This window comes from Shewanella sp. GutCb (assembly GCF_002836135.1).
Lineage (GTDB): Bacteria > Pseudomonadota > Gammaproteobacteria > Enterobacterales > Shewanellaceae > Shewanella.
Genome location: NZ_PJBL01000017.1, coordinates 65,933 through 90,878, shown reverse-complemented (window position 1 = coordinate 90,878; position 24,946 = coordinate 65,933). Strand labels below are relative to the sequence as shown.

Genomic DNA, 24,946 nt, shown 5'->3' with positions numbered 1-24,946 from the left:
TATTTAAGAAGTAGAAGATTGTATGACGCTTGGATGACATTAAGATGTCAAAAATCAATCCATTAACATTTTTTCACGCTTTCACTTACCTTAATGGCTATAAGGTAAGCGTCGGTTTTATTAATGGATCGACTGGCCCCGCAAGGTTATTTGGTATTGGCTTTAAAAGTCTGCATCGTTTGCAATAATAAGCCAAGCTTACGGACGTAGCTTTCTAATCCAGTCGCCATGGTGTCAGGTTCGTGGCTCATCGCGTCCATTTCAGCAGCAAGTTCGGTTACATAAGGCTGAAAGCGATTGCTACTGGTAGAAAATCCCTCGTCCTTAGTGAAAATAGTATTAAACTTAACGTGGCCTGCTTTTTTGAGCCCATCGAGTCTTGTATCTGCATCGATAGCTTGTCGGTAGGCGGTTTGCAAACTGGCTTTTAGTTGCTCGATAACCTGTGTGTGTGGCATAACAGCCTCTCATTTTAAAATTTGCTGAATTATAAGGGGCAAGTATGTTGGCAACAAGTATTCAGAAAGGTTTATTATCGATAGTTGGTATGTGTTGTGTCGTTGCAGCCCAAATAGCCAGCGCTGCGCCAACGGATAAACCGCCTTTCTACCAAGTTTCTTATCAAGGTAAAACCGCCTATCTACTGGGCTCTATCCATATTGGTAAAGCTGATTTTTATCCATTAGCGGATCAAATTGAACAGGCATTTTCGACATCAAAAGCGATTGTCGTAGAAGCAGATGTTCGCGATGCTAACGTTGCAGCATTATTACAAAGATATGGCGCTAAACAGTTACCGATTGATGATAAAACCAAAGGCGTATTAGCCAGTTATTGTAAAGATAAAGCCAACTTATGTGCCGCCTTAAGCAGCTATGCACCCTGGTTACAATCAATGCAACTGAGTGTGGGGCGCTACACTGCTCTGGGATATAGCGCACTTTATGGCGTGGACTCAGTGTTAGTTGCTCAAGCAGATCATAGACCTGTATATGAGCTCGAAAGCACCGAGTTTCAGTTTGAGTTGCTATCATCTTTTAGTCCTGAGACGCAGTGGGAGATGGTACGCGAAGCAATAGAAGCACCAGATGAAGATATGCTAAAACTTATTTCGGCGTGGCGCCGTGGCGATGAAACTGAGCTGGCAGATTTAATGGAAGGAGAGATGCTCCGCGAAGGCAATACTGAAATGGTAGAGAAGATGCTGTGGGACCGTAATAAGGGGATGGCTAATAAAATCGAGGAACTGATGACATCAGCCTCAACTAAGCAACCTTTATTCATTATTGTTGGTGCCGGACACTTAGTGGGGAGTCGGAGTGTACAGTCCTACTTGGAGCCTATTGGCGTGAGCAGTAAAAACTGTTGGCAAACCACCTGTACTTAAGGCGATTGCTCATCACTATTATCGGCTTTTTCTGTTTTAGGGTATAATCTGCGGATCGTTTATTTTTTGTCTGTGTTTTAATGTAAGGTTTGATTAGTTTGACTGAAGAATACTGTATTGATTTAAAGGCTATGCCATCGCTGTTTTCGCTGTATCGAAAGATATTTTTTGGGCGCAAACCTGGTTGGGATGAACAGCCGCTGCCTATGATTAAAGTAAGCAGTCCAAATGTGGCATTGTCCGCAGAAAAAGTTGAGCAGTATGCCAAGGTATGCGGTTTTGATTTTGATGGTCAAACGTTACCGCCGACTTATTTGTATGTAATGGCGTTTAGATTACATGCAATGATTTTCACTCATGACGCAATCACCTTTCCTTTGCTTGGTATGCTCCATTTAAAGAACAGCATCACCTTATATCGTCCAACAACGGTTGCTGAAAGCTATGATATTGAATGTTCATTAACGACCAGCCAAATGACCGACTCTGGCTTGGAGTTTGAATTGGTATCAAAAGCGTTTGTTGCTGGCGAGTTAGTCTGGGAGTCACTCTCAACCTACCTATATCGCATCGAAGGTAAGACTAAGCGAATGCGCCCACCCAGAGCCAGTGATATCAACTGGGATACTGCTCAAGCATGGAGCTTAAGTGAAGACTTGGGCCGCCGTTACGCCAAAGCATCAGGCGACTATAATCTTATCCATCTGCATCCAGTATTGTCTAAACGCTTTGGGTTTGATCGTGTTCTAGCGCATGGTATGTGGTCTAAAGGGCGCTGTATTGCAGAAGTAATGCCTGAAATCGTGGCTAAACCTTGCAAGATAGATGTTGCCTTTAAATTACCCTTGTTTATGCCTGGTAACGTCAGCTTTGCGGCGGAACAAAAACAAGATAGTTTGATATTTGAGCTAAGAGATCAAAAAGGACGACGTCCGCATTTGACCGGTGAAATCACCTTTTTATAAAGCATTGGTCATGATGAAAAGGCGCTGTATTGCGCCTTTTTCGATCTAAACCCTGACGATTCCGAATGCTTTTTTCAGCACTCCGGTAGAAAAGTGGAACAAGGTAATAATTGAGATAATGGTGATTCCAATTTAGATTGTAATGCTATTCGCCAAAAGCCTACGACAAATTGTGATAGTTGAAAATCGCTATTTTGCATGGTCTATTTCTGTCATCTGGTGATGATTTTATTGATGTAGATTACAAAAAGCTAAAATAGCATTCGCTCACTATTCAACCTCGGTTTCAGATCCTCTATATTGCACTCGTGACTCTACCTTATTTTAAACAAAACAGTGGATACCTACGAATGCTGTCAGATATACAAATTTCTAGTGAGCATACCTGCAAACCGATTGCAGATATCGCCGCTAAACTCGGCATTATCGACTCTGAACTGTCCCTCTATGGTGCTAACAAAGCCAAAGTTTCCCTCACCGTTGCCCACCGCTTGGCTGATAAACCAAATGCCAAACTTGTGATCGTCACGGCAGTAACACCTACGCCTTTTGGTGAAGGAAAAACAGTAACCACTATTGGTTTGACGCAGGCGATGAATGCCATTGGGATAAAAACCTGCGGCTGTATACGCCAGCCAAGCATGGGACCAGTATTTGGTATTAAGGGCGGGGCTGCAGGAGGCGGCTACGCGCAAGTGGTGCCAATGGAGGAGCTGAATTTACACCTTACTGGCGATATACATGCAGTGAGCAGTGCGCATAATCTCGCTGCAGCGGCTATTGATGCTCGTCTATTCCATGAAACAAGGCTGGGCGCTGATGCATTTACCCAAGAATCTGGCTTAACAGCCCTCAATATTGATGTTAAAAACATTCTTTGGCGCAGAGTGGTTGATCATAATGAGCGTAGCTTAAGGCAGATTGCAGTCGGTCTTGGCGCGGTCAATGGCCCTGTACATGAGTCAGGTTTTGATATTACTGCTGCATCGGAGTTAATGGCGATTCTAGCATTGAGCAAAGACCTTCAAGATCTCCGGCAAAGAGTGGGGCGGCTAGTGCTGGCACTCGATCTAGAAGCAAATCCGATTACTGCAGAGGATATCGGTGTGGCAGGCGCCATGACTGTGATAATGAGAGATGCGATTAAGCCAACATTGATGCAGACGCTCTCTGGCGATCCTTGTTTTATTCACGCGGGTCCTTTTGCCAATATTGCCCACGGTAACTCTTCGATTATTGCCGATGAATTGGCAGCAAGATTGGCTGACGTGGTGATAACGGAAGCTGGTTTTGGTTCTGATATGGGCTTTGAGAAGTTCAGTAATATCAAAGTCAGAGAATCTGGCTATAAACCGTCAGCAGCTGTGGTTGTGGTCACGCTAAAAGCGCTTAAGGCCAATAGCGGTATTGAATCGGATATCGCGATAGACCAACCTGACTTGCTCCGTCTAAAAGCTGGTTTTGCCAATTTAGAATGGCATATTAATAATGTGCATCAATACGGTACACCTGTAGTGGTCGCTATTAACCGTTTCCCAACGGATACCGCCGCAGAGCTTGATTGGCTAAAAGCACAAGTGAGCCACACCCGTGCCTTTGGCTGTGAGATAAGTGATGCTTTTGCTCGCGGCTCTGAAGGCGGCGTTAAGTTAGCGAAGGTGGTTTACGCTGCCACCCAAATAGAATCTGAATTTAAATGCTTATACCAAGCGGAAGATAGCTTAGAGGCTAAACTGATGACGTTAGCTGAAGTGGGATATGGTGCGGCGAGTGTTGCTATGTCTGATAAGGCCAAACAGCAATTGGCTTGGCTAGGTAAACATGGCTATAGCCATTTGCCTGTTTGTATTGCTAAAACGCCGATGTCTATCAGTCATGACGCTAGTTTAAAGGGGGTTCCTACAGGTTTTGAACTGCCTATCAATGAACTCAGGCTTAATGCTGGTGCGGGCTTTATAACGGCTTTAGTGGGGAAGGTGATGACGATGCCGGGCTTGGGGATTCGCCCTGGTTACTTAAATATCGATATCGATAGCAATGATGAGATTATCGGCTTAGCTTAAGTGACAGCGGATCTTCATCGTTAGTATTTATGGAGCTATTTTAATTTAAAAGCCCCGCCAGCAAACGCTGGTGGGGCTTTTAGCTAATACAGCAATTTAGGTTTCTTGGTAGATATGGACATCGCGTTGTGGGAACGGAATACTAATCCCTTCAGCGTCAAAGCGCATTTTGACTTCACGGGTGATATCCCAGTAAACATCCCAGTAATCAATAGGCTTAACCCATGGGCGTACAATAAAGTCGACCGAAGACTCACCTAACGTGTGTAGCTTTATCATCGGCTCAGGGCTTTTCAACACTTTAGGATGCGACATCATGACATCGTTTAAGACTTTTTCGGCATGTTCAATGCTGTCTTTATAACCGATGCCAAACGTTAAGTCGACTCGACGTACTTGCTCAACAGTGATGTTGTTAATGGTATCGCCCCAAATTTTATTATTGGGGATGATTAACCTTTGGTTATCTAACGTTTTGATGGTGGTTGAAACCAGACTCATATGGCTGACTCGCCCGGTGACGCCAGCGGCATTAATGAGGTCATCAACATCAAAAGGGCGGTAGATTAAGATCATCATGCCTGAAGCAAAGTTAGATAGGGTGTCTTGCAGTGCAAAACCAATAATCACACCGGCAATACCGAAACCTGCTAGCAGCGGCGCCAGCTCAAACCCGAGTTGTGACAGGCCAATCAATAAGCCTAATGCAAAGACCACTTTTCCCACCATAGAGATAAAAAAGTCTTGCAGTAGGTAACTAAATTTAAGCTTAGAGTTACTCACTGTTTTTTGTACGATGCGCTTAGCAATTTTCCCGACCAAGCTCGATAGAAACAAGATTAAACTAAAAATGAGAAGTTTGAACACCACACTGGCGCCATTTTCTAAGGCCTGATTTTTGGCAATCGACATCCACTCACTCAGTAGGCTGCTTGCCACATCTAAGTTGAGTACATCTTGAGTGATATCGCCAGATATACTGAACAAAGTTTGCTTATATATAGCGGTATCTTCACCGAGTTCATCTAAAAGCTCGATGGCAGTCGATAAACTGGTAGAGCTTTGAGCAAGACGCTCCTTTAGTTCGACAACCACGGCAGTTTGTTCACTGGTCGCGTCTTTACCTGCCACCGTTACATCTGTGACAGCTTGCGTTAATCGCGACTGGTTATAGTGTACAAAGCTATCGAGATCATCAGCCCGGCTCTCTAATGCTTTGATGAACCTTTGATTTTGGACTTCAACATCAACGCCTGCCATTGTTGCCCAGGCCAATAGTTCCTTTTCTGCAACGTAAAGCTTGTCTTGTTCGCGTTGGATCTGTACCAATTGCAGCATGATTTCACGGTCATTATCCGCGCCAACTTGACCCATCAAGGTTTCTTTTTGAGTCTTAAAATAGTCTTCAACTTGATTGGTAAAAGCGAGTTGTTTGACAATATATGGCTTTAGTACATCCAACTTTGCGGGTGTATCTTCAATCTGCTGCTTCAGTTTTTCCTGTAACAAGGTTGCATTACGACTGATGCGATATTCAATAAATGATTTTATTTCTCCCTTGGTGCCCGTTAATACTTTTACATCACTATCAATAGCGCTTTGGATCTTGTTTAGCTCAATCGTGAGTGGCTCATCATTTGCCGAAGCGATAGAGGAGAATAAGCATAAGCCGATAAAGAGTAGCTGGGTAAGCAATCTATGCATTTTTGGATATCCATTAGTTCCCTGAAGTAACTATATTATTACTCAGATTTAACAGTGTCGATTTGTTATTTAGATTTTATAATGACTTTGGGCAATAAAAGGTCTGACTAAGGCCCAAACCTGTTAGAATTGGCGGCCAGTTTTGGGCCGTAAAGCGCCAGTTTCTGGGGTGTGCTCGTCATACGACAACCTTAACTAACTAATTATATAGAGAGAAGCGCCTGTGATATGTGCACATTGTTCTAAGCCTTTCGCCATAGATAAAATCGTTAACCAAAGAGGAAAGGGCTTAAATGGTGAGATCCAGTGTCCGCTTTGCGACGCTTGGTTGGGTAAAAGTGCACCCATGGCTCGCGTTAAAATGGCGAGTTTTTATATTGGGTTTATGGCAATAGTGTGGGGATATTTTGATGAGACTATGCGGACGATCTGTATCCCGGTGACAATATTTGCAGTGATGTTACTGTTGGTAAGCCATATGATGGATCATATGAAAGTCACCGAAGCGCCAGAGAGAGTTGATGACAGCGAAGAAAGGCAGAAATACCGATAAATTCTGATGACTCAATGCCATCAGAATAGAGGCTTATTGAGCAGCGAGTTACATTTCAGCTCATTCAAGTTTTCATTCGAAAATCAATCCCAAATTTAACTTGAATGTTAACGAAATAGCCCGTTGACAGCGTTAGTCGATGACTTGAACTTGTGCTTCAAGTGCGGCTTCTACGTAGTAAATACCGCCAAGTACCACACCAAAAAATAACGCTGTCATAATAATGAATTTTAAGTTTGAGCGAAGAAGTTCAAGCATGATGTTGGCGCCTTATTAGTAAATAAACTCTTAATTCATATCTCTATGAATTAATGCTAGTGCTGAAATCTTAGCCCTATCAGCTTAAAACAGTATTAATTGTCATTCAAGTTTTAGTGATATTCATCACAAACACTTTGTAACGCTTTCACTTTAGGGAGTACTTGACTTCAATCTTGAACCACCTACACTTGGCTGGTTTTTTAAAACAAGGTTAACACTTTGATTCAACTGAGTAGAGCGAAGCAGAAACTGGTAATAGGGCTTATTGCCGTATTCCTGTGCCTGTCATTTGCAGCGTCCGCTCATGATCTGAGTCACTTGGATGATGGCGCTAAAAACCATTGTACTCTGTGTTATCACCAACACCACATCAACAAACTGCTGCCTAGCTTTGAGTTTAATATTGCGGTAGAACGCCAGTTCGTTGAGAGCCAAGAGTATATCCTTCCAATATTTAACTCGCGCCATGTGAGTTTTTTCAATAGCCGTGCCCCCCCCGTTACTGTCTAAGCAATTCGATAAAAATCAATTACTAAATTAAATAAGTATTCCCTATGGGAAGGCTTTGCTTAGCTGTATTTCGGAGAACTAATGACTATTTCAACTATGCGCCTAACTGGCGTAGCTGCTGCGTGCGCAATTTTTTCTATTAACGCTTTTGCTGAAGATTCAAGCTTAACCAACCCTGCCATTAGTGCGGTATTAGATGGCTACTATCAAAGTGCTGAACGCCCAATGAGCGAGCGTGTCGAGGGTTTTGGGTTGGGCCACACTGAAGTGGCAATGAGTGCCAATATTGATGATATGTTTTACGGTAAGTTAACTGCAGTGATAGAGATGCATGACGGTGAAACTGAACTAGGCCTTGAAGAGGCATTCATTCAAACAATGGCGATGCCTTACGGCCTTTCAATGAGGGCGGGACGTTTCTTATCCGACATTGGTTATCTTAACAATCAGCATGTGCATACTGATGCTTTTTCTGATCGGCCGGCGGCATATCGTGCATTTTTAGGCAGCCATTATTTCGATGATGGTGTGCGACTAAGCTATGTTGCACCAACGGATCTTTATTGGACTATGGGCGTCGAAGCGTTCAAAGGTGACAATATGCGCGCTGCTGACGAACATAACGAGCGCGATTACAAGTCAACAGGGGTTTATACCGCATTTACTAAGATTGGTGGTGATGCTGGTATTAATGGTTCATGGCAGGCGGGTTTGAGTTATTTACGTAATGAAAATGGTCGCATGACTGCCGAAGAGCATGATGATCATGCTGCAGTTCAAGATGAGCATGATCATAGCCATAGTGCGCAGTACACCGGTGAGAATACCTACGTAGCAGACTTTGTTTACAAGTGGGCACCGAATGGGAATTATAAATACCAACACCTCACTTTGAGTGGTGAATATTTCCGAGTGACTGACTTTAAGCCGCTTGAAGAACATCATGATGAGCATGACGATGATGGTCATGATGATTCTGGTACGGATTATCAAGACGGTTGGTACTTAAGCAGTGTTTATCAGTTCTCCCCTAAGTGGTCTGCAGGTTTACGTTATGGCCAAGTCGACACTCAGATGATGCATGATGATCATTTTGATCCACAAAAGTTGAAAGAAACTGAGGTGAGCCTTGCATGGCACCAAAGCCATTTCTCAACAGTGCGTCTGCAATATACCAATCAACAAGGCACTAACTTCGATGGAATAGAAGACGATAACGTTATCACTCTTCAATATATTATGACTCTGGGGGCTCACGGTGCGCATCAATTCTAAGCAGTTCTTACCTAAAGTATTAAAAACACTTACCTTAGCTGTAACGCTAGGTTTTATCAGCAATGTACAAGCAGAATTTAATATTTTTGCCTGTGAACCTGAGTATGCAGCACTGGCGAAAGAGCTAGCGCCTGATGCACGGATCTATTCGGCCACCACGGCGATGCAAGATCCTCATCAAGTGCAAGCCAGACCGAGCCTGATTGCTAAAATGCGTCAAGCAGATCTCGCCATTTGTGCGGGGGCGGATCTTGAAATTGGCTGGCTGCCGATGCTGCAGATGAAGTCGGCAAACGCTAAGGTACGTTCTACCGATCAAGGGCTGTTTTTTGCTGCAGAGCAAATAGACACTGTGGATCAAATGAAATCGGTTGATCGCTCAATGGGTGATGTTCACGCCAAGGGCAATCCACATCTGCACTTTGACCCAAAACGCTTGCTGGGTGTTGCTGAGGCATTGACACAAAAGTTGATTCAACTTGATCCAGACTCCACCGCGCAATATCAGGCTAACTTAGCCAGTTTTAGCCAACGTTGGAATGACGCAATTCCTCGCTGGGAAGAGAAGGCAAAGCCACTGAATGGTAAAAAGATTATTGCTTACCATTCAAGCTTTAAATATCTGTTTAACTGGTTAGGGTTGGAGCAGGTTGCTGATCTTGAACCAAAGCCTGGAATCCCACCCAGTAGCTCACATCTAGCGAGTCTACTTACCCGCGCTAAGCAGGGTGATATTATGGCAGTCATTATCGCGTCATATCAAAGTGAACGTGGTGCGGATTGGTTGGGTGAACGTGCTGATTTACCGGTTATTGTGCTGCCGATGTCAGTAGGTGGAAATGAGCAAAGTGTTGATCTGTTTAGCCTGTACGATAGTGCGATAGACTTATTACTCGCCGCTAAATAGCCACTGTCCAAGAGTAAAGCAAGTGAACGCGATATATTGCGTTCACTTGCTTTTTAAATGACGTTAACCAGAGTAAATACCGATGTTTGATCTGGATCTTTTATCTATTTTGTTCCCCGCATTTGTTGCGGGGATACTCGTTTTGTCTACCCATGTGGTACTAGGACAACAAGTGCTAAAGCGTGGGATCATCTTTATTGATCTTGCTATTGCACAGGTCGCAGCATTAGGTGCCATCGTGGGCCATCTCAACCATGATATTGAAGCCTTACCTTTCTCCAATGTGTGGATGCCCGCATTATTTGCCATTGCGGGTGCGGGCTTTATCGCTTGGTTATCTAAACGGATGGCAGATGAACTGGAGGCGATTATTGGTTGTTTCTATGTATTAGCTGCCGTGGCTGCGATGCTGCTATTATCGAATGACCCTCACGGGGCTGAAATGCTAAAGCAGTTGATGTCAGGGCAGATACTATGGGTGAGCTGGAGTCAATTGTTTCTGCCTGCCAGTATATATGCAGCTATTCTTCTATTATTGGCTTTTAAACCTAAAATTCTTGCTGGGCGAGGTTTCTATCTGATATTTGCGGTAGTCATTACCCTGTCAGTCGAGCTGGTAGGCGTCTATTTAGTGTTTAGCTCTCTGATATTACCCGCGCTGGCGGTTAATCATTATGCTGGGCGTTTTAAGCTCGGCTGGGCTTATGTGGTCGGCTTGTTCGGTTATGTTGCAGGCTTAGTATTATCCGCCTCATTTGATTTGCCAAGCGGTGCGGCCATCGTGGCGACGTTAGCCGTCAGCGCTATTTGCTTTAGATTAGTACTGCTTCTACGGAAAAAATATTGGCCTGCAAAGGCTGGTTTAGTTGAGGTCAGACCTTAACGCTACACTCTATAGGCTATTATCCGCGATGATTAAATATGCGCTAGATTAAAGTTCGCTTAAGTTGGGTGCGCTAAAGTAGCCTAAGTCTGGTGCTGTATAGCCTAGGTTCAGGCTACATGTGTAAACTAAATATTGAGTCGTTAGTACTTGCTGGCTATACTGGCGCCAATTAAATCGCGGGAGATTGTAGTGCTGTTAATCCTTAGGTGTTTGATTTTATCTGTCATGCTTGTTTTAGCCTTTATTATTGGTGGATTAGCGTGCGTTTTACGACCACGTCACCGTGATAATGTGCATATGTTCGCTAAGATTTTTTCTTGGGCTGCACCCGTGTTGGGCATTAAAGTTATTACGCGCAAGTCTAAATGTGAAAGCGATGAGCCTCGTGTGTTTCTAGCTAATCATCAAAACAATTTCGATATGTTTACCCATACTGCGATGGTACCTAAAGGTACGGTGAGTTTAGGTAAAAAGAGTCTCGCGTGGATGCCGTTGTTTGGTCAAATCTACTGGCTATCAGGTAATATTTTGATTGATCGTAAAAATCGCAGCAAGGCGTTTGATACCATGGCAGCGACAGCGAGAAAAATCAAAGAGAAGTGCTTGTCAGTATGGATATTCCCTGAAGGAACACGTTCTCGTGGCAAGGGGTTGCTGCCTTTTAAAGCTGGTGCTTTTTATACGGCGATTGCGGCGGGCGTGCCTATGGTGCCTGTACTGGCGTCTAATCAAAGTCATATCAAACTGAATCGTTGGAATAATGGCATTGTTATTATTGAGATGATGGAGCCTATCGAAACCAAGAGTTTTGATAAAACACAAGTTAAAGAGCTGTCTAAGCGGATCCATATCTTGATGTCCGAAAAATTGTCACAGTTGAACCAAGAAGCTTCTGCATTAATGACTAAAGCGGTATAATCTTCGCGAAATTTTTGAGGAGTAACTGATGTCTATTGAACGCCTGTTAAACGAACAGAAAGCAGAGAACCGTGAAATCGTTGAAGCAATACTTGCTGACGGTTCATTACCTGATGCCGATTACACGATTGAGCATCACTTCTCATCGACCAATTTTGATCGCTTGGAAAAAGCGGCAGTAGAAGCCTTTAAGCTTGGCTTTGAAGTGAACGATGCTGAAGAGATGGAGCTGGATGACGGTTCCGTGATTATCTGCTTTGATGCCGTCGCTTCACACCAGCTCGATGTTGAGTTACTCGATACCGCTTGTGAGAAGTTAATTCAGTTAGCGGCAAAACAAAAAGTTGATTATGACGGATGGGGCACTTACTTCATTGATGAAGATGGCGAAGTCCGTGATGAAGAAGATGAAGATGAAGAAGACGACGAAGACGAAGATAAGCTGCATTAAGCTTTACTGATTTTAGTCCACATCTGATACAAAAATGCCCATCAATGATGGGCATTTTTGTATCTAAATCTTGATTAACTTAGCAGGTGTTGGTGAATAACACAGGAGTTTTTTCCTGCCCCTTTTGCTTGATATAAAGCTTGGTCTGCTAATGACAACCAAGATTCACTGCTAAGGATCTGTGGCTGAATGTCACAAATGCCGATACTAATAGTGACTTTAATAATATTGTCAGCATACATTGTTTCAGACTGCTCAACTTTTTTGCGTAATCGTTCCGCAAAATAAAGCGCATTAGCTGCAGGGGTATTGGCTAATACTACGCCAAACTCCTCGCCACCATAGCGACCTGCGCAATCGGTTTCACGCAAAGATTTATTAATTAAGTGAGATACATTCTGAATCACTTTATCGCCAGCCTGATGGCCATAGGTATCATTGATCACTTTAAAATTATCAATGTCTAGCATCACTAAAGTGGTTTCATCGCCGTAGCGGCTGTTACGGTCGAACTCTTTTTGCATGCATAACTGCCAGTGACGACGATTATACAGTTGAGTTAACCCATCTATCTGGCTTAGCACTTCAAGGCTCTCATTGACTGCTTTAAGCTGCAATCTGTTGACGGCAACATCCGTCACATCATAAACAATCATGCTTAAATGGGTCACTTCACCTGTCAGTGATGACAACGGCAATAACGTGACATTCTGGTACATGAAATCAGCGCGGCCGGTGATGGGGCGGTAATTTTTAAATTGAAAAACAAACGGTCGTTGTTCCCAACTAATAAATGCACGATTTTTAAGGAGGAATACTGATTCCATTTTATGCTTAAGCCACTTAGAAGGTAAGTACTCAAACTGCTCAAATAGGTTCTTGCCCTTAATCGAGTTGGGTGACACACCACTGTGGTTTTCCATAAAACCATTCCACAGCTGGATATTGTAATCTTGATCGAGTACGACTAAGCCCACTTCAATGGTTTGCACCATATCAATTAGCCAGTGGAGCTCATTCATTGCGCTTAGATCGTTTGCCATCTTATGATCCATCTTAATCTAGCAAGTAGCCGAGCTTATAATTAAGCGTGGGCAAAGAGTCTTCAGTAAACAACAATAGTAAATCACATTGAATGTCATGATCTTCAATACGATAATTAATTTCCATTGCCAGCGTGCGTTCCCATTTGTCAGCATTCTCATGAATGAGATCATTGGCTGTACAGTGTCGGCCAAGCACCACGGGATGGCTTTGGCTGAACTTCATATGCAGTTGCTCAGAGATCCCATTGAGAAAGGCACCGATAAGTACGTTGCCCGTATCCATCATGACCTCAAGCTCAGTATTTTCATCTTCGGGATTTTCAAGCTTCATCAGCTTTGCCATGTCTTGAAAAGAGGAGTCATGGAATAGCAGCAGTGCTTCGCCTGCGATGCCAGCGCCGATAAAACCTTGGCATAGAGCCGACACGGTACCATTTTCTTCCGTGGCTTTAAGCGTCATCGTCAGCTCGCTAACCTCGAGTACATTGACGTTGGGGATAGGCAGTAATACAAATACGTTGAGTAGCTTTGAAAGTAGATCCGCTGCACGACCCATAGCGACGTTAGCGACCTCCTGACAAGCATCACGTAAGTCGACCTCAACCATGGGGTTTTGTGTTTGGTTTGCGCCAACGGCGAGCTCTAAGATGCCGTATTCCTGCAGAATATGGCTAATAGCGTCAACGCTAACGGGTTTTTGAATAAAATCGAGCGCGCCGAGTACTTTGACTCGTTCATGCGCTTTTATTTGGATGTCACCAGAAACAACAATGACGAGCGCAGGAAGGTCTTCTCTTTGAATTGCTTCAAGCACTTCATAGCCATCCATAACGGGCATGTTCAAATCTAGAAAAACAATCGCGCCTTTACCTTCGCGTATCGCATCAATCCCTTCGGCACCATTAGCAGCATAGGTGAGTTCTACGTCCCACTCTTTTGGCAGGGTTCGCGCCATCTGCTTTCTTGCGAGCGCAGAGTCGTCACATATCAGTACAGGGAATGACATTATTATTCTTACGTCCTAGTTTCGTGCAAAATCAGCTATTTGTTATTATTTTTAAAGCTCAATTATCAATTCGATAACTTATATCTTTATGAATATAAACATTTTTATTAAAGTTTTACCTATTCACTCAGATTTCTAATAGTTTGCTACGTTAGTCGCTACGTTGCAATTGAATTAGTTTCTTATCAATGTCATAAAACGGGCGTTTTAACTAAACTTGTCGCTATTTAGACTGATTATTAGCCATCAACTCAGAATCAGAAAGCGACATTTATTTGACGATAGTCAAAATTTAAGTGCATGTTATAGGTATTAACGATTTATGCCAAATATGTTAACTTGATCTTCTGGACAGACCAGTGCTAAGAAAAAGGATTTGAAAATGAGCAATAATTTAGTCTGTGTGAGAAAAGAAGAGGGTATTGCTTACGTGTCTCTAAATCGCCCAGATAAGTATAATGCTTTGAATTATGAGCTTTTTAAAGAAATAGATACCTGTATCAATAGCCTTAAAAAGGATAAAGCACTGCGAGCGGTCATTCTGTTTGGCGAAGGACATAGTTTTTGTTCTGGGCTCGATGTGAAGAGTGTTAATCGTTCGCCATTCGATGCTGTGAAGCTATTATTTAAACTGCTACCTGGCAATGCTAATTTGGCTCAACGTGTTTCTATCGGCTGGCGCCGACTGCCAGTGCCTGTTATCGCCGTGCTTGAAGGCGTTTGCTACGGTGGTGGTATGCAAATCGCCCTAGGGGCAGACTTTAGAATTGCAGCGCCAGAGTGTAAATTGTCGATAATGGAGGCTCGTTGGGGGTTAGTGCCTGATATGGCTGGTTTTGTTGGGCTTAGAGAGCTAATGCCTAAAGATCAAGCGCTTATGCTAACGATGACGGCGGATATATTGACGGCTGAGCAAGCACGGTCTTTCAACTTACTGACTGCGGTTGAAGCCGATCCTATGGCTGCAGCGATAGTATTAGCCCAGCGGTTGATACAAACATCTCCCGATGCCAACGCGGCGATTAAGCAAAGTATTCAAAAAAGTTGGAGCGCGCCCATTCGGCAATTACTGCGAAGAGAGTCGTGTTATCAAGTAAGATTGCTTGCTGGAAAGAATCGAATTATTGCGGCAATTCGGCAATCAAAAAGTCCTCAGAAAGAGTACAAAAATAGACAATCTGGTTGGTAGTTTTTATTAATCACTCAATTTGTGATCCGCTTCACAAATTGCTGTGAAGTTTGTATCGCAAGCGGAGGCATATTTTACACTTTTGATTCTTAGCTTAATTTATGGGAATAAATGATTGTGCGCGAACTTTTTGAACGGTTTTTATGGAGTAGCCGACTCTCGGTGATGGTTGGTGTGTTGTCCTGCATCATTGCGGCATTTGTGGTGTTCGCGATGGGGCTTAAAGATGTGGTTCATATGCTGCAACTTATCTGGGGCTACGTGTTTAGTGGCAGTCATGCTATCCGTAACGACTTAGTGATGGTCGTGGTAGAGATTTTAGATACTTTTTTACTGGGTTCAGTGTTGTTGATTTTTGCTTTTGGTTTATATGAACTATTTATCAGTAACTTGGGTGAAGCGAGTAAAAGCGAAGCTGGCGGAAAAATCCTAATCATTAGCAGTATCGATTCCCTTAAGAGCAAGTTAGGCAAAGTGATACTGATGATGCTTATCATCAAGGTCTTTTCATTCTTTAGTGAAATGAAACCGACGACTAGCTTAGATCTGTTGTATATGGGTGTGACCGTGGTATTAATTGCCTGGTCGCTAAAACTAAGTAAAGACTAAGACAATTATGCAGAGCCTATCTATTCGGATAGGCTTTATTAATCCGCAATGCGAACCCTTCGATAATTTTACTGCCCCCGCTCCAACCTTCTTTATGCTGTAGATCAAGTAAGATCTTATATTGATGATATCTAAAAGGCGCATTTTGAGGCGAAAGATCAAATCGACTTTGCTGGGTAGCAAGTGAGGCGGAGGTGCCATCTCTAGACTGAATATCGAGAACTGGAATGGTCAGCTCTGCCAATTGAGCTGCTAGTGCTTGGTTTTGGCTGGGATTGTCATTATAGGGATTGATGATAGCGAGCATATCGGGCATGGGGAGCTTATTGTCTTTGAGCAATTCGATGATGATACCGGCGCTGTCGTCACTACTGATCAACAAGCGTTTGCCCTGAAATTGCTTACCTAGGTTATCGAGCTGCGACATAGAGCTAATGAAAAAACTCTGCTGTCGTTGAATATTAAGTGTTTGTTGTTCTTCACTAAAAACTGGCATGGCTTGGGTGCTTTGTTGGTTAAGTTGCTTTTCCCCTGCGTTGGCGACATGCACAGCTTGTGTGGTGTAATTGGGCATGCCTGGTCTTTGCGGTGGTGTAATGGCTAATGTGGCCCAACCCGCTTTGTTTAGTTTACGGCGTAAGTAAGCGGTGAAGCCGCCTTCGTCAGGGCTGAGGCCTAGTCCTGGAACAATAATCGCTAGTCCTAATTTTTTCTTTCCTTGCCAAGGCCTCAATAGAACAGGGTAATCTTGATCATCAACTTGGACATAGTTGATTTCATTTTCTGGCAGGTAACTGAATTTTGATGTCGAGGCTAAAGTGGTAAAAGAGACCATTGATATTAGTAGGGCAAAGGCGAGCGCAAGTCCGCAAGAGGCAACGCTTAAATGACGATGGTACATACGCGAGAAACAACCTTAGGGCACAATAGTAGGGGAATAGGCTAACGGTGTCAGCCAGTATATCGTAAATAGTAACCGCAGTATAAACCTTGCCCGCTATAATCCTATCTCGCAGAAAATATAGCGCTAGAAATGAAAAAGCCCTACTTTAATAAGCAGGGCTTTGGTCAGCTGAAGCTAATGATTAGGTTAAGCGTGGCTAACTAACACCAAGCGAACTGCATCAAGCTGAAGCTGGCTACCATCCAAGTAGCGATTTAGTTCACTCATTTGTCCACTGAGATGGGTTAACTCTTCCTCACGGATATTTGGGTTAACCGCTTTAAGTGCTTTTAGTCGCTCAAGTTCACCTGACAGTTGTTGAGTCATTTTTTCACGAGCGCTTTCCGTTAGCAATTTCAGCTCGGCTGCAGCAAAGGTCTCAGCTTTAGCAAATAACGGATGTAAAATCGCTTGCGATGCGGTGACTAACTTACTGGCAAGATGACGATTAACAGCGCTTAATTGTCTATCGAAGCTTTCGTAAGTCACATTCTCTGACAAGTTATTACCATTCTTATCGAGTAAGATACGAATAGGTGTCGGCGGCAAATAACGATAAAGCTGGCTCGATTTTGGTGCAGAAGCATCAGCCATATAGATAAGCTCTAAGAAAATAGTGCCAGCGGGTAATGCTTTGTTCTTTAGCACTGCCACACTCGTGGTACCGGTTTCTGACGAGGTGATTAGATCTAGCCCAGTCTGCACTATCGGGTGTTCCTGAGTGATTAAGGCGATATCATCTCGAGATAGTGCGATATCACGATCGAAGGTAACCGTAATACCATCTTCTGGCAAACCTGGATAGGTCGGGAACATCATATGTTCACTTGGGCGCAGCACAATGGCGTTTTCACCACTGTCTTCTTGCTCAACACCAATGATGTCCCATAGACGAATAACCGAACCGATTAAGTGAGTATCTCCGTCTCTTGCCGCCAAGCTTTCTACCAGTTTGTTTGCTCGTTCGCCGCCATGAGAGTTAATCTCAAGCAGTTTATCGCGACCTTGTTCCATGGCCACTTTAAGCTCTTGATAACGCACCTTGGTGTTTTCGAGCAAAGTCTCAAGAATAGATTCATCGCTATTGACTAAGGTCTCTAGCAATTCGGCTGCAAATTCACCAAATAGAATGTGTCCACTTGGACAAGTACACTCAAAGGCGTTTAGCCCTTGGTGATACCACTGCATTAAACGTTCTTGAGCGGTACCGGCCAAATAAGGCAGATGGATCTCAACGTCATTCTTTTGCCCGATACGATCGAGACGGCCAATGCGTTGCTCAAGCAAGTCCGGGTTAAGCGGTAAATCAAATAAGACTAAGTTGCTGGCAAACTGGAAGTTACGACCTTCTGAACCTATCTCACTACAGATCAATGCCTGTGCTCCACCAGTTTCCTGGGCGAAGTATGCGCCGGCTTTATCGCGTTCGATAATCGACATGCCTTCGTGGAATACGGTAGCTTGAATACCTTCGCGGGTACGCAATGCTTCCTCCAAACTCAAGGCCGTTTCAGCTTGGCTGGCAATAATGAGCACTTTTTTGCTGCGATTAGTCTTAAGGAAATCAATTAACCAATCAACACGAGGATCAAACTTCCACCAACTGGCACTGGCACTGTCAAAATCGTGGTAGATTTTTTCAGGGCTGAGTACTTGTCTCACTTTGGCGTTAGTGTCTAAATGTTTGTTCATCATTTCGCTAACGCGAGAAGCGGTAACGTATTGTTCTGGCATCGTCTGCGGATGAATATGTAAGTTACGTGTTGGGAAACCTTTTACCGAAGCACGACTGTTACGGTATAACACGCGGCCAGTACCATGACGGTCAAGCAGATCTTGCAGCAGCTCTTCACGGGCTTGATGACGCTTATCGTCGCTCGCGCTCTCGTCTTGAATAAGGCTAATGCTGTCACTGATATCTTTTTCAGATAACAACTCTGTTAGGCTGGCAATGGCATCACTTGAAAGAGCATCGCGACTGGCTAATCCCTCTGCAGCGGTGGCAACATCTTTATAACTCTCTTCCTCTTTTAAGAAAGAGGGGTAGTCATAAAAACGATCCGGATCGAGTAAACGCAGGCGGGCAAAGTGACTCTGATGACCTAATTGATCTGGGGTGGCTGTCAGCAGTAACACGCCCGGAACCACTTCACTTAAGGCTTCAACCACCTTATAAGCACGGCTTGGTGCATCTTCAGACCACTCTAAATGGTGAGCTTCATCTACAACCATTAAATCCCAGTCGGCATCCAATGCTTGCTCTAAACGTTTTTTCTTCCGTAATAGCTCGAGTGAGCAAATCACCAATTGTTCAGTGTAGAAAGGGTTGTCGTTATCAGCATAAGCCTCAACGCAGCGGTCTTCGTCGAAAACAGAGAAACGCAAGTTAAAGCGGCGCAGCATCTCTACAAGCCATTGGTGGCGTAAAGTATCTGGCACAATAACCAAAATACGTTCAGCGCGGCCTGTCAGCAGTTGTTGATGAATGATCAAGCCCGCTTCAATGGTTTTACCCAGACCCACTTCATCGGCCAGTAATACGCGCGGCGCAAAACGTCGACCTACTTCATGAGCAATCCACTGCTGATGTGGGATCAATCCAACTCTTGGCCCTTGTAATCCAAGGAGATCGGATGTCGCCAATTTATTTCTAAGTAACTGACACTGATAGCGCACACCGAAACGGTCCATGCGGTCAATTTGACCTGCAAATAGACGGTCTTGCGGTTTATTAAAACGAATATTGTGATTAAGTAACGTTTCACGCAGGCTAACTTGCTCGCCGGTTTCGTTATGAGTGCCGTGGTAGGTAATAAGGTTATCTTTTTCTTCAACTTCAGTGACGGTTAAGCTCCATTCGTCATGGCTCTCAACTTTATCGCCTGGATTGAAGATAACGCGTGTTAGCGGGGCTTCTGAACGAGAAAACAATCTATTCTCGCCAGTCGCAGAAAAAAGTACAGTGACCATACGGCCTTCCATACCGACGACTGTACCCAAACCTAATTCAGATTCGGTATCGCTGATCCAGCGTTGACCTAGGGAAAACGGCATTTAAAATTCTCATATACTGGGTGAATCACAAGGGGGCGCGTATGTTATAACAATCCCACACATTTTGAAATTGAACCTACTAATATTAGCTTAATTCTGTTGACGATAGATTATAAATCATTCAGTTGAATAAGAGTATTTTTCTGTGTCATCAAGTTGTCACATTGTAGCGATAATCATGAAACCTTAGCTTACGATTAAAAACCGTACGAGGGCATTGAAGCTTGGCTATATTGGTGGCAGTATGAAGTGAACGAAATGTAACCAATATCGACCATAAAGGAGCTTAATTTATCTCGTAATCAAAACTAATGCACAATTGGAGGCGCCATGGAACAAGACGACAGAAAGTTGTTTGTACTGGATACCAACGTATTACTGCATGAACCTTTGGCTATTTACTCATTTAAGGAGCATGACGTAGTCGTACCAATGACAGTTTTAGAAGAACTGGATCTGATTAAGGACAGAAAGAGAGACGTTAGCCGCGATGCAAGAGTCGCGATTCGAGCATTAGAAGACATTTTGGGCGGTAAGACTACGCCAGAAGAGATCGTTAAAGGGGTGCCACTACCTAGGCGAGAAGATCATAGTGATGCTAATGGCACTTTATCGATTTTCCCTGACCATCAAATTGAATTTACGATGGGCAGCATGCCGGGTGACAGTAACGATAACCGCATTATTAATACCGCTCTATACCTACAAGAACAGCACAAACCTCGCAGTGTGGTCCTCGTCACCAAAGACATCAATATGCGCTTAAAAGCGAAAGGCGCAGGCATTCAATTGGTTGAAGACTATCGCACTGACCAGTTAATTGACGACATCCGCTTTTTAACTAAAGGCTTTCACAAGTTTGACGGCGACTTTTGGCAACATACCGATGATGTCACCACCGAAAGTAACGGTCGCCATACGGTGCATAAGGTGCCTATCGATAAACTCGGTGATGACATTTTCTACACCAATCAATACCTGTTGGATGAAGGTAAAGAGTTCTGTGGCCGCATTATCGAGAAAACCGCAACCGAGTTGAAGTTTTTAGATCTCGGACAAGAACGATTGATGAACCTCAATGCATGGGGGATTAGGCCGAAAAATATTTATCAAGGCATGGCGTTACAGGCATTACTGGATCCAGACATTGATCTGGTGATCTTAACCGGCCCAGCTGGCTGTGGTAAAACTCTACTGGCGATGGCCGCTGCGCTGGAGATGGTGGTGGAACGGGGTAAGTATGACAAAATTATCGTCACTCGAAACACGCCTGAAATTGCCGAGTCGATAGGTTTTTTACCTGGCACGGAAGAGGAGAAAATGACGCCTTGGTTAGCCGCGATTACCGACACCTTAGAGGTGCTGCATAAAAATGATGTTAACCCCAGTGGCAGCATGAACTACATCATGGACAAGGCCAATATTCAGTTTAAATCGATTAACTTTATGCGTGGTCGCTCTATTCAAAACTCCGTGGTGCTGCTGGATGAGTGTCAAAACTTAACTGCATCGCAGATCAAAACCATGATCACGCGAATGGGAGAGGGGACAAAAATGATTTGTAGCGGTAATTTGGCGCAGATAGATTCAAACTATTTAACTGCGGTTACCTCTGGTCTCACTTATATTGTCGAGCGTTTTAAAGATTTTGATGGTAGTGCGAATATTTACTTAAATGGCGTGGTTCGCTCACGTTTAGCGGAGTTTGCAGAAGAAAACCTATAAGCTCAGCAAGCCGTTTTTACCACTCAAAGGCCTCATTTTTATTGGGGCCGTTACCTCTAATCTCACGCTTATATAATGGAACGTTTTAAAGATTTTGATGGTAGCGCGAATGTTTACTTAAATGGCGTAGTTCGCTCACGTCTAGAGGAGTTTGCTGAAGAAAACTTATAGGTAGATCCAGTGTATTAGGATAGATAATATTCAGGGGGGGATCTTTAAAAGTTGATTTTTATAAATACCCTTTAAAATTCAACTGAAATCAGTCGCAAGAAGACCTCAATGAAAATAGAGGTCTTCTTTGCATATCCAGCACATTTAAAATGTGCAATTTGACGATGAACTCCTAAGTACTTCCAAAGCTTAAATACTTTATAGAAGCAAGGTTGTTGGAGTGGGCTAATTAAGATTAAGTTGTCTTAAACTGATCGAGTAAACTCTTGAGGCCTAAAGATAACTGGCTCAACTCTAAGCAGGCTTGAGCCGTCTGCTCTGCTCCGGTTGCTGCCTCCGATGAGGAAGAGTTGATGCTTTCTATACTGCAGCTGAGATTTTCTGTCACCGAGTTTTGCTCGCTGCAAGCACTGGCAATTTGAATATTCATTGCTGCAATTTGTGTGACAGCCTGTTCTATCTCTGAGATCTTCTCTCCTGTTGAGTGGGTTTGCGATACGCAACCACGGATCATCTCACAGCTTTGCTTTGTTGCAACCCCAGCTTCGACGGCGCGCATTTGTAGCTTCTCGATTATCTCAACTATTTGACGGGTGGAGTCTTGGGTTCTTCCTGCTAATGTGCGAACTTCATCGGCGACGACGGCAAAGCCACGTCCTTGCTCGCCTGCGCGGGCCGCTTCAATGGCTGCATTTAAAGCCAGTAAATTAGTTTGCTCTGCAATGCCGCCAATGACATCAACCACCATAGAGATACTCACGGAGTCTTTTTCTAGCAGGGCTACCATCTCTCCAGCATTTTCGATGACTTCTGACACATGTTGGATCTCAATGATACTTTGTTGTACATCTTTATTGCCTTGTGCTGCATGGTTTGTTGCCGAATTTGCTGAGCTGGAGGCATCCTCGGTATTCATCGCAACTTCATTAACGGTTGCTTGCATCTGTTGCATAGCAGTGGCAACCATCGTGATTTCATTTTGCTGCTGTGACATTCCTTGGGATGATTGCAATGATATCGCGCTCACCTCCTCGATTGAAGAACTTAGTTGAACGACAGCACCACCTATCTCACCGACTAACTTTCGCAAGTTCTGCTGCATACTGATGCAGGAGTCAGCAAGTTGTCCAAGTTCATCATTGCCAATTTGGTCGCGTTTTATCTGATAGACAAGATCCCCTGCAGCAATCGCTTCGGCCATGCTCATCACTTCACGCAATGGGTTACGAATTTGTCGTCCAAGGAAGATAGTCATGAGAATCATCAAGGCGAATAATACTCCAACACCGATATAGGTCTTGATGGTTGCGGTGCTGACACCTTCTAGCGTATTGGTGCGGTCGTCTGCGGTGCGTGCCAAATTGATCTCTGTGAGCTTGGTTAAGGCGTCTTGCATCTTATTAAACTGTTTGTAAGAGCTGAGGAGGTATTTATTTGCGCCTGACAGATCATTTTGCAGAACGATGTCGTTGAAACCACTCTGGGCACTGAGGTAATCTTGCCAGTGGCGTCTCGCTAATGTGAGAGCTTGGCGTTCATCCTCTGTCTGTATGTGCTTTTCATAGGCGTCAATCATGTCGGTGACATCATTAATCATATTGTCGGTCGTTTGCATCCAGCCCTTCATTCCGGGATCGCCAATACTGGGAAGAAAGGAGAACTGATCCCGGCGAATGAAGATGGTGACATATTTGATTTTTTCGACTGCTATTACGTTGGGTAACACTTCATCAGTCAGAGATAAAATATTATCGCGTGTGTTGTTCAGTCCCGATATAAATAACATGCAGAGGGCGATTACAGCCACGGCGACGCAGCTAAAGGCTAAGCCGATTTTTTTATTAACCGATATGTTTTTAAGGTTCATCATGATTTGATCACTTCATTCCTTTGGTGTAAAAAAACCTTCGGCAGGGCGAAGGCTGGGTCATAAGATGTCCATGTAATACGTCGAGATGAGACCGTGTTAACCCTTAAATTGGAAGAGGAGCAATTAATCTGGGTGTAGCTAATTGCTTACCTCCTCCGTGCTTGTTTAGAAGTAATAAGCCATGCTGATGTTGAAGCGCTTATCCCAATCATCACCCACTTCAGGCAGGCCGATATGGTCGTTGTTTGCCGTTGAGAAAGTCATGTTCTTACCCATGATGAAGTCAATCTGGGTGTAAGTAGGACCAGCGGCAATGGCCGCACCTAGTACGTTCTGCATGCTGTCATCGTAGGTGACATCGGCAACATCTGGCGTCATCAGACCGAAGTCATTGTAGAACTTTACGCTACCCCAATCGGTTGGAATTGTTTTTGCTAAGTTGACACTGTATACCTGTGCCTTAGAAGCAATTTCATACTGCCAGCTGACCACTGCGATGGCTATTTTGTTGTCATCTGCGCTATCAGCGGCATCATATTCATACTGCATAGCTTGAAGTTGTAGGTTCCAACCATGGAACTTGCTGTCAAGACTAGCCGCAAAAGCGTATCTGTCGCCATTGTTACCCGTTTTAGAGTTATAGATCTGACCAACCTCAACTGAGCCACCAAAAGTAGTTGATCCGCCTTCGTGCTCCATGGTGTAGGTTTGGCGAAGGTTAAGCTGATTGGTCTCTTCGTTGTTATATTCGGTACCGTTGATAGTGCCGGTATACAGGTCAGCTGCGTACTGTTTGTTTTCGCTTGCTGCATATTCGGCGCTCTTGTAGAAGGCCATATCAGTGTGCCAACCATTTTTCTCAAAGGTGGCTTTTGCACCAATATCATAGTCGTCTTCAAAACCAAGATAATAAGGAAGGCCGAACCAGTAGCTGTTAGAGATATAACCTAAGTTACCGAATGGAACTTGGTTAATACCGAATTGAAGTTCCCATTCAGGATTTAAATTGTAGAATGCATAGCCATATTTAATATAGTTAGTATCGGCAGTAAAACGATAATCCGACCTTAAACCCCAGTCACCAAGTTTACCGTCGAATCGTAGAGATGCCATGTTAAAGGTCATGTCACCCCCTTTATCTTTTGAACTCTCACTGTAGTCTTTATATGAGTAGTTAATACGCACGCCACCGTGAATATTAATACCGTCTTCTTCATCCGCAGCAACGGTGTTAAAGCTACTTAATGCAATAGCGCTTGCAATAAGAGAGATACAAAACGCTCTTTTAGTTTTCATCATCATTATATTCCGATTGTATTCAAATTTTTTAGTGCTTAGTTTGCACTTATATGAAAAATTGTTTTTTACTTATATAAATCAATGTGGGTAATTAAATACAGGCAAGTAATCCCCCCCGGTCTAATCACCGGTTATATTTAATTCATAAGCTCCG

At 43.7% G+C, this 24,946-nt stretch carries 22 protein-coding genes; 13 read left to right on the top strand and 9 right to left on the bottom strand.

Annotated features, from left to right (window positions below; genetic code table 11):
• Window positions 1-146: 146 nt before the first annotated feature.
• A complete protein-coding gene (locus CXF86_RS09925) occupies window positions 147-458 on the bottom strand; it encodes a prephenate dehydrogenase (protein ID WP_101089865.1) in 312 nt (103 codons plus the stop codon).
• A 44-nt stretch (window positions 459-502) separates the two neighbouring features.
• Here CXF86_RS09925 and CXF86_RS09920 point away from each other — a divergent pair, with 44 nt between their 5' ends.
• From CXF86_RS09920 to CXF86_RS09910, 3 genes are all read left to right on the top strand, one after another.
• The gene (locus CXF86_RS09920) at window positions 503-1,387 is read left to right on the top strand and encodes a TraB/GumN family protein (protein ID WP_101089866.1); all 885 of its coding nucleotides are present in this window, start codon (window positions 503-505) and stop codon (window positions 1,385-1,387) included.
• Between the two features lie 131 nt (window positions 1,388-1,518).
• Entirely contained in the window at window positions 1,519-2,352 is an 834-nt protein-coding gene (locus CXF86_RS09915) for a MaoC/PaaZ C-terminal domain-containing protein (protein WP_180961048.1), read from the top strand.
• 350 nt (window positions 2,353-2,702) lie between these two features.
• Entirely contained in the window at window positions 2,703-4,415 is a 1,713-nt protein-coding gene (locus CXF86_RS09910; RefSeq protein WP_102038871.1) for a formate--tetrahydrofolate ligase, read from the top strand.
• A gap of 96 nt (window positions 4,416-4,511) precedes the next feature.
• Here the strand turns inward: CXF86_RS09910 and CXF86_RS09905 are convergent, their stop codons facing one another.
• Window positions 4,512-6,119 carry a mechanosensitive ion channel family protein gene (locus tag CXF86_RS09905; protein WP_102038870.1) on the bottom strand — a complete coding sequence of 536 codons (1,608 nt, stop codon included), beginning with the start codon at window positions 6,117-6,119 and terminating at the stop codon, window positions 4,512-4,514.
• 346 nt (window positions 6,120-6,465) lie between these two features.
• Here CXF86_RS09905 and CXF86_RS23045 point away from each other — a divergent pair, with 346 nt between their 5' ends.
• Window positions 6,466-6,672, top strand: coding sequence for a hypothetical protein (locus CXF86_RS23045; protein WP_257985322.1), 207 nt, complete (start codon window positions 6,466-6,468; stop codon window positions 6,670-6,672).
• 132 nt (window positions 6,673-6,804) lie between these two features.
• On the opposite strand, the gene CXF86_RS23040 is transcribed toward CXF86_RS23045, so the two are convergent.
• A complete protein-coding gene (locus CXF86_RS23040; protein WP_257982718.1) occupies window positions 6,805-6,930 on the bottom strand; it encodes a hypothetical protein in 126 nt (41 codons plus the stop codon).
• Window positions 6,931-7,161: 231 nt separating this feature from the next.
• Between CXF86_RS23040 and CXF86_RS09895 the strand changes: the two genes are divergently transcribed.
• From CXF86_RS09895 to rraB, 6 genes are all read left to right on the top strand, one after another.
• Entirely contained in the window at window positions 7,162-7,443 is a 282-nt protein-coding gene (locus CXF86_RS09895) for an ABC-type zinc uptake system zinc chaperone (RefSeq protein ID WP_101089901.1), read from the top strand.
• A gap of 81 nt (window positions 7,444-7,524) precedes the next feature.
• Window positions 7,525-8,718 (top strand): hypothetical protein, encoded by a 1,194-nt coding sequence (locus CXF86_RS09890; RefSeq protein ID WP_101089871.1) that lies wholly within the window; start codon window positions 7,525-7,527, stop codon window positions 8,716-8,718.
• A gap of 55 nt (window positions 8,719-8,773) precedes the next feature.
• Entirely contained in the window at window positions 8,774-9,625 is an 852-nt protein-coding gene (locus CXF86_RS09885) for a metal ABC transporter solute-binding protein, Zn/Mn family (RefSeq protein WP_101089902.1), read from the top strand.
• 82 nt (window positions 9,626-9,707) lie between these two features.
• Window positions 9,708-10,508, top strand: coding sequence for a metal ABC transporter permease (locus CXF86_RS09880; protein ID WP_101089872.1), 801 nt, complete (start codon window positions 9,708-9,710; stop codon window positions 10,506-10,508).
• Between the two features lie 192 nt (window positions 10,509-10,700).
• The gene (locus tag CXF86_RS09875; RefSeq protein WP_101089903.1) at window positions 10,701-11,429 is read left to right on the top strand and encodes a 1-acylglycerol-3-phosphate O-acyltransferase; all 729 of its coding nucleotides are present in this window, start codon (window positions 10,701-10,703) and stop codon (window positions 11,427-11,429) included.
• 28 nt (window positions 11,430-11,457) lie between these two features.
• Window positions 11,458-11,880 carry a ribonuclease E inhibitor RraB gene (rraB, locus tag CXF86_RS09870; RefSeq protein WP_102038868.1) on the top strand — a complete coding sequence of 141 codons (423 nt, stop codon included), beginning with the start codon at window positions 11,458-11,460 and terminating at the stop codon, window positions 11,878-11,880.
• Between the two features lie 74 nt (window positions 11,881-11,954).
• Here the strand turns inward: rraB and CXF86_RS09865 are convergent, their stop codons facing one another.
• Together CXF86_RS09865 and CXF86_RS09860 are read right to left on the bottom strand one after the other, a co-directional pair.
• Entirely contained in the window at window positions 11,955-12,923 is a 969-nt protein-coding gene (locus CXF86_RS09865; RefSeq protein WP_101089874.1) for a sensor domain-containing diguanylate cyclase, read from the bottom strand.
• A gap of 13 nt (window positions 12,924-12,936) precedes the next feature.
• Window positions 12,937-13,932: a response regulator gene (locus CXF86_RS09860; protein ID WP_101089875.1), complete on the bottom strand. Its 996-nt coding sequence runs from the start codon at window positions 13,930-13,932 to the stop codon at window positions 12,937-12,939.
• A 382-nt stretch (window positions 13,933-14,314) separates the two neighbouring features.
• On the opposite strand from CXF86_RS09860, the gene CXF86_RS09855 reads away from it, so the two are divergent.
• Both CXF86_RS09855 and CXF86_RS09850 read left to right on the top strand, forming a co-directional pair.
• Window positions 14,315-15,121, top strand: coding sequence for a crotonase/enoyl-CoA hydratase family protein (locus tag CXF86_RS09855; RefSeq protein WP_101089876.1), 807 nt, complete (start codon window positions 14,315-14,317; stop codon window positions 15,119-15,121).
• Window positions 15,122-15,232: 111 nt separating this feature from the next.
• Entirely contained in the window at window positions 15,233-15,730 is a 498-nt protein-coding gene (locus tag CXF86_RS09850) for a YqhA family protein (protein WP_101089877.1), read from the top strand.
• A 16-nt stretch (window positions 15,731-15,746) separates the two neighbouring features.
• On the opposite strand, the gene CXF86_RS09845 is transcribed toward CXF86_RS09850, so the two are convergent.
• The gene (locus tag CXF86_RS09845; RefSeq protein WP_102038867.1) at window positions 15,747-16,631 is read right to left on the bottom strand and encodes a DUF3530 family protein; all 885 of its coding nucleotides are present in this window, start codon (window positions 16,629-16,631) and stop codon (window positions 15,747-15,749) included.
• Window positions 16,632-16,820: 189 nt separating this feature from the next.
• On the bottom strand, window positions 16,821-19,727 hold the full coding sequence (gene rapA, locus CXF86_RS09840) for an RNA polymerase-associated protein RapA (protein WP_101089879.1): 2,907 nt from the start codon (window positions 19,725-19,727) through the stop codon (window positions 16,821-16,823).
• Window positions 19,728-20,057: 330 nt separating this feature from the next.
• On the opposite strand from rapA, the gene CXF86_RS09835 reads away from it, so the two are divergent.
• Complete coding sequence (locus tag CXF86_RS09835; protein WP_101089880.1) at window positions 20,058-21,452, top strand: PhoH family protein; 1,395 nt, start codon at window positions 20,058-20,060, stop codon at window positions 21,450-21,452.
• Between the two features lie 406 nt (window positions 21,453-21,858).
• Here the strand turns inward: CXF86_RS09835 and CXF86_RS09830 are convergent, their stop codons facing one another.
• Window positions 21,859-23,493 carry a methyl-accepting chemotaxis protein gene (locus CXF86_RS09830; protein WP_102038866.1) on the bottom strand — a complete coding sequence of 545 codons (1,635 nt, stop codon included), beginning with the start codon at window positions 23,491-23,493 and terminating at the stop codon, window positions 21,859-21,861.
• Window positions 23,494-23,658: 165 nt separating this feature from the next.
• Window positions 23,659-24,795, bottom strand: coding sequence for a hypothetical protein (locus CXF86_RS09825; protein ID WP_102038865.1), 1,137 nt, complete (start codon window positions 24,793-24,795; stop codon window positions 23,659-23,661).
• Between the last annotated feature and the right edge of the window lie 151 nt (window positions 24,796-24,946).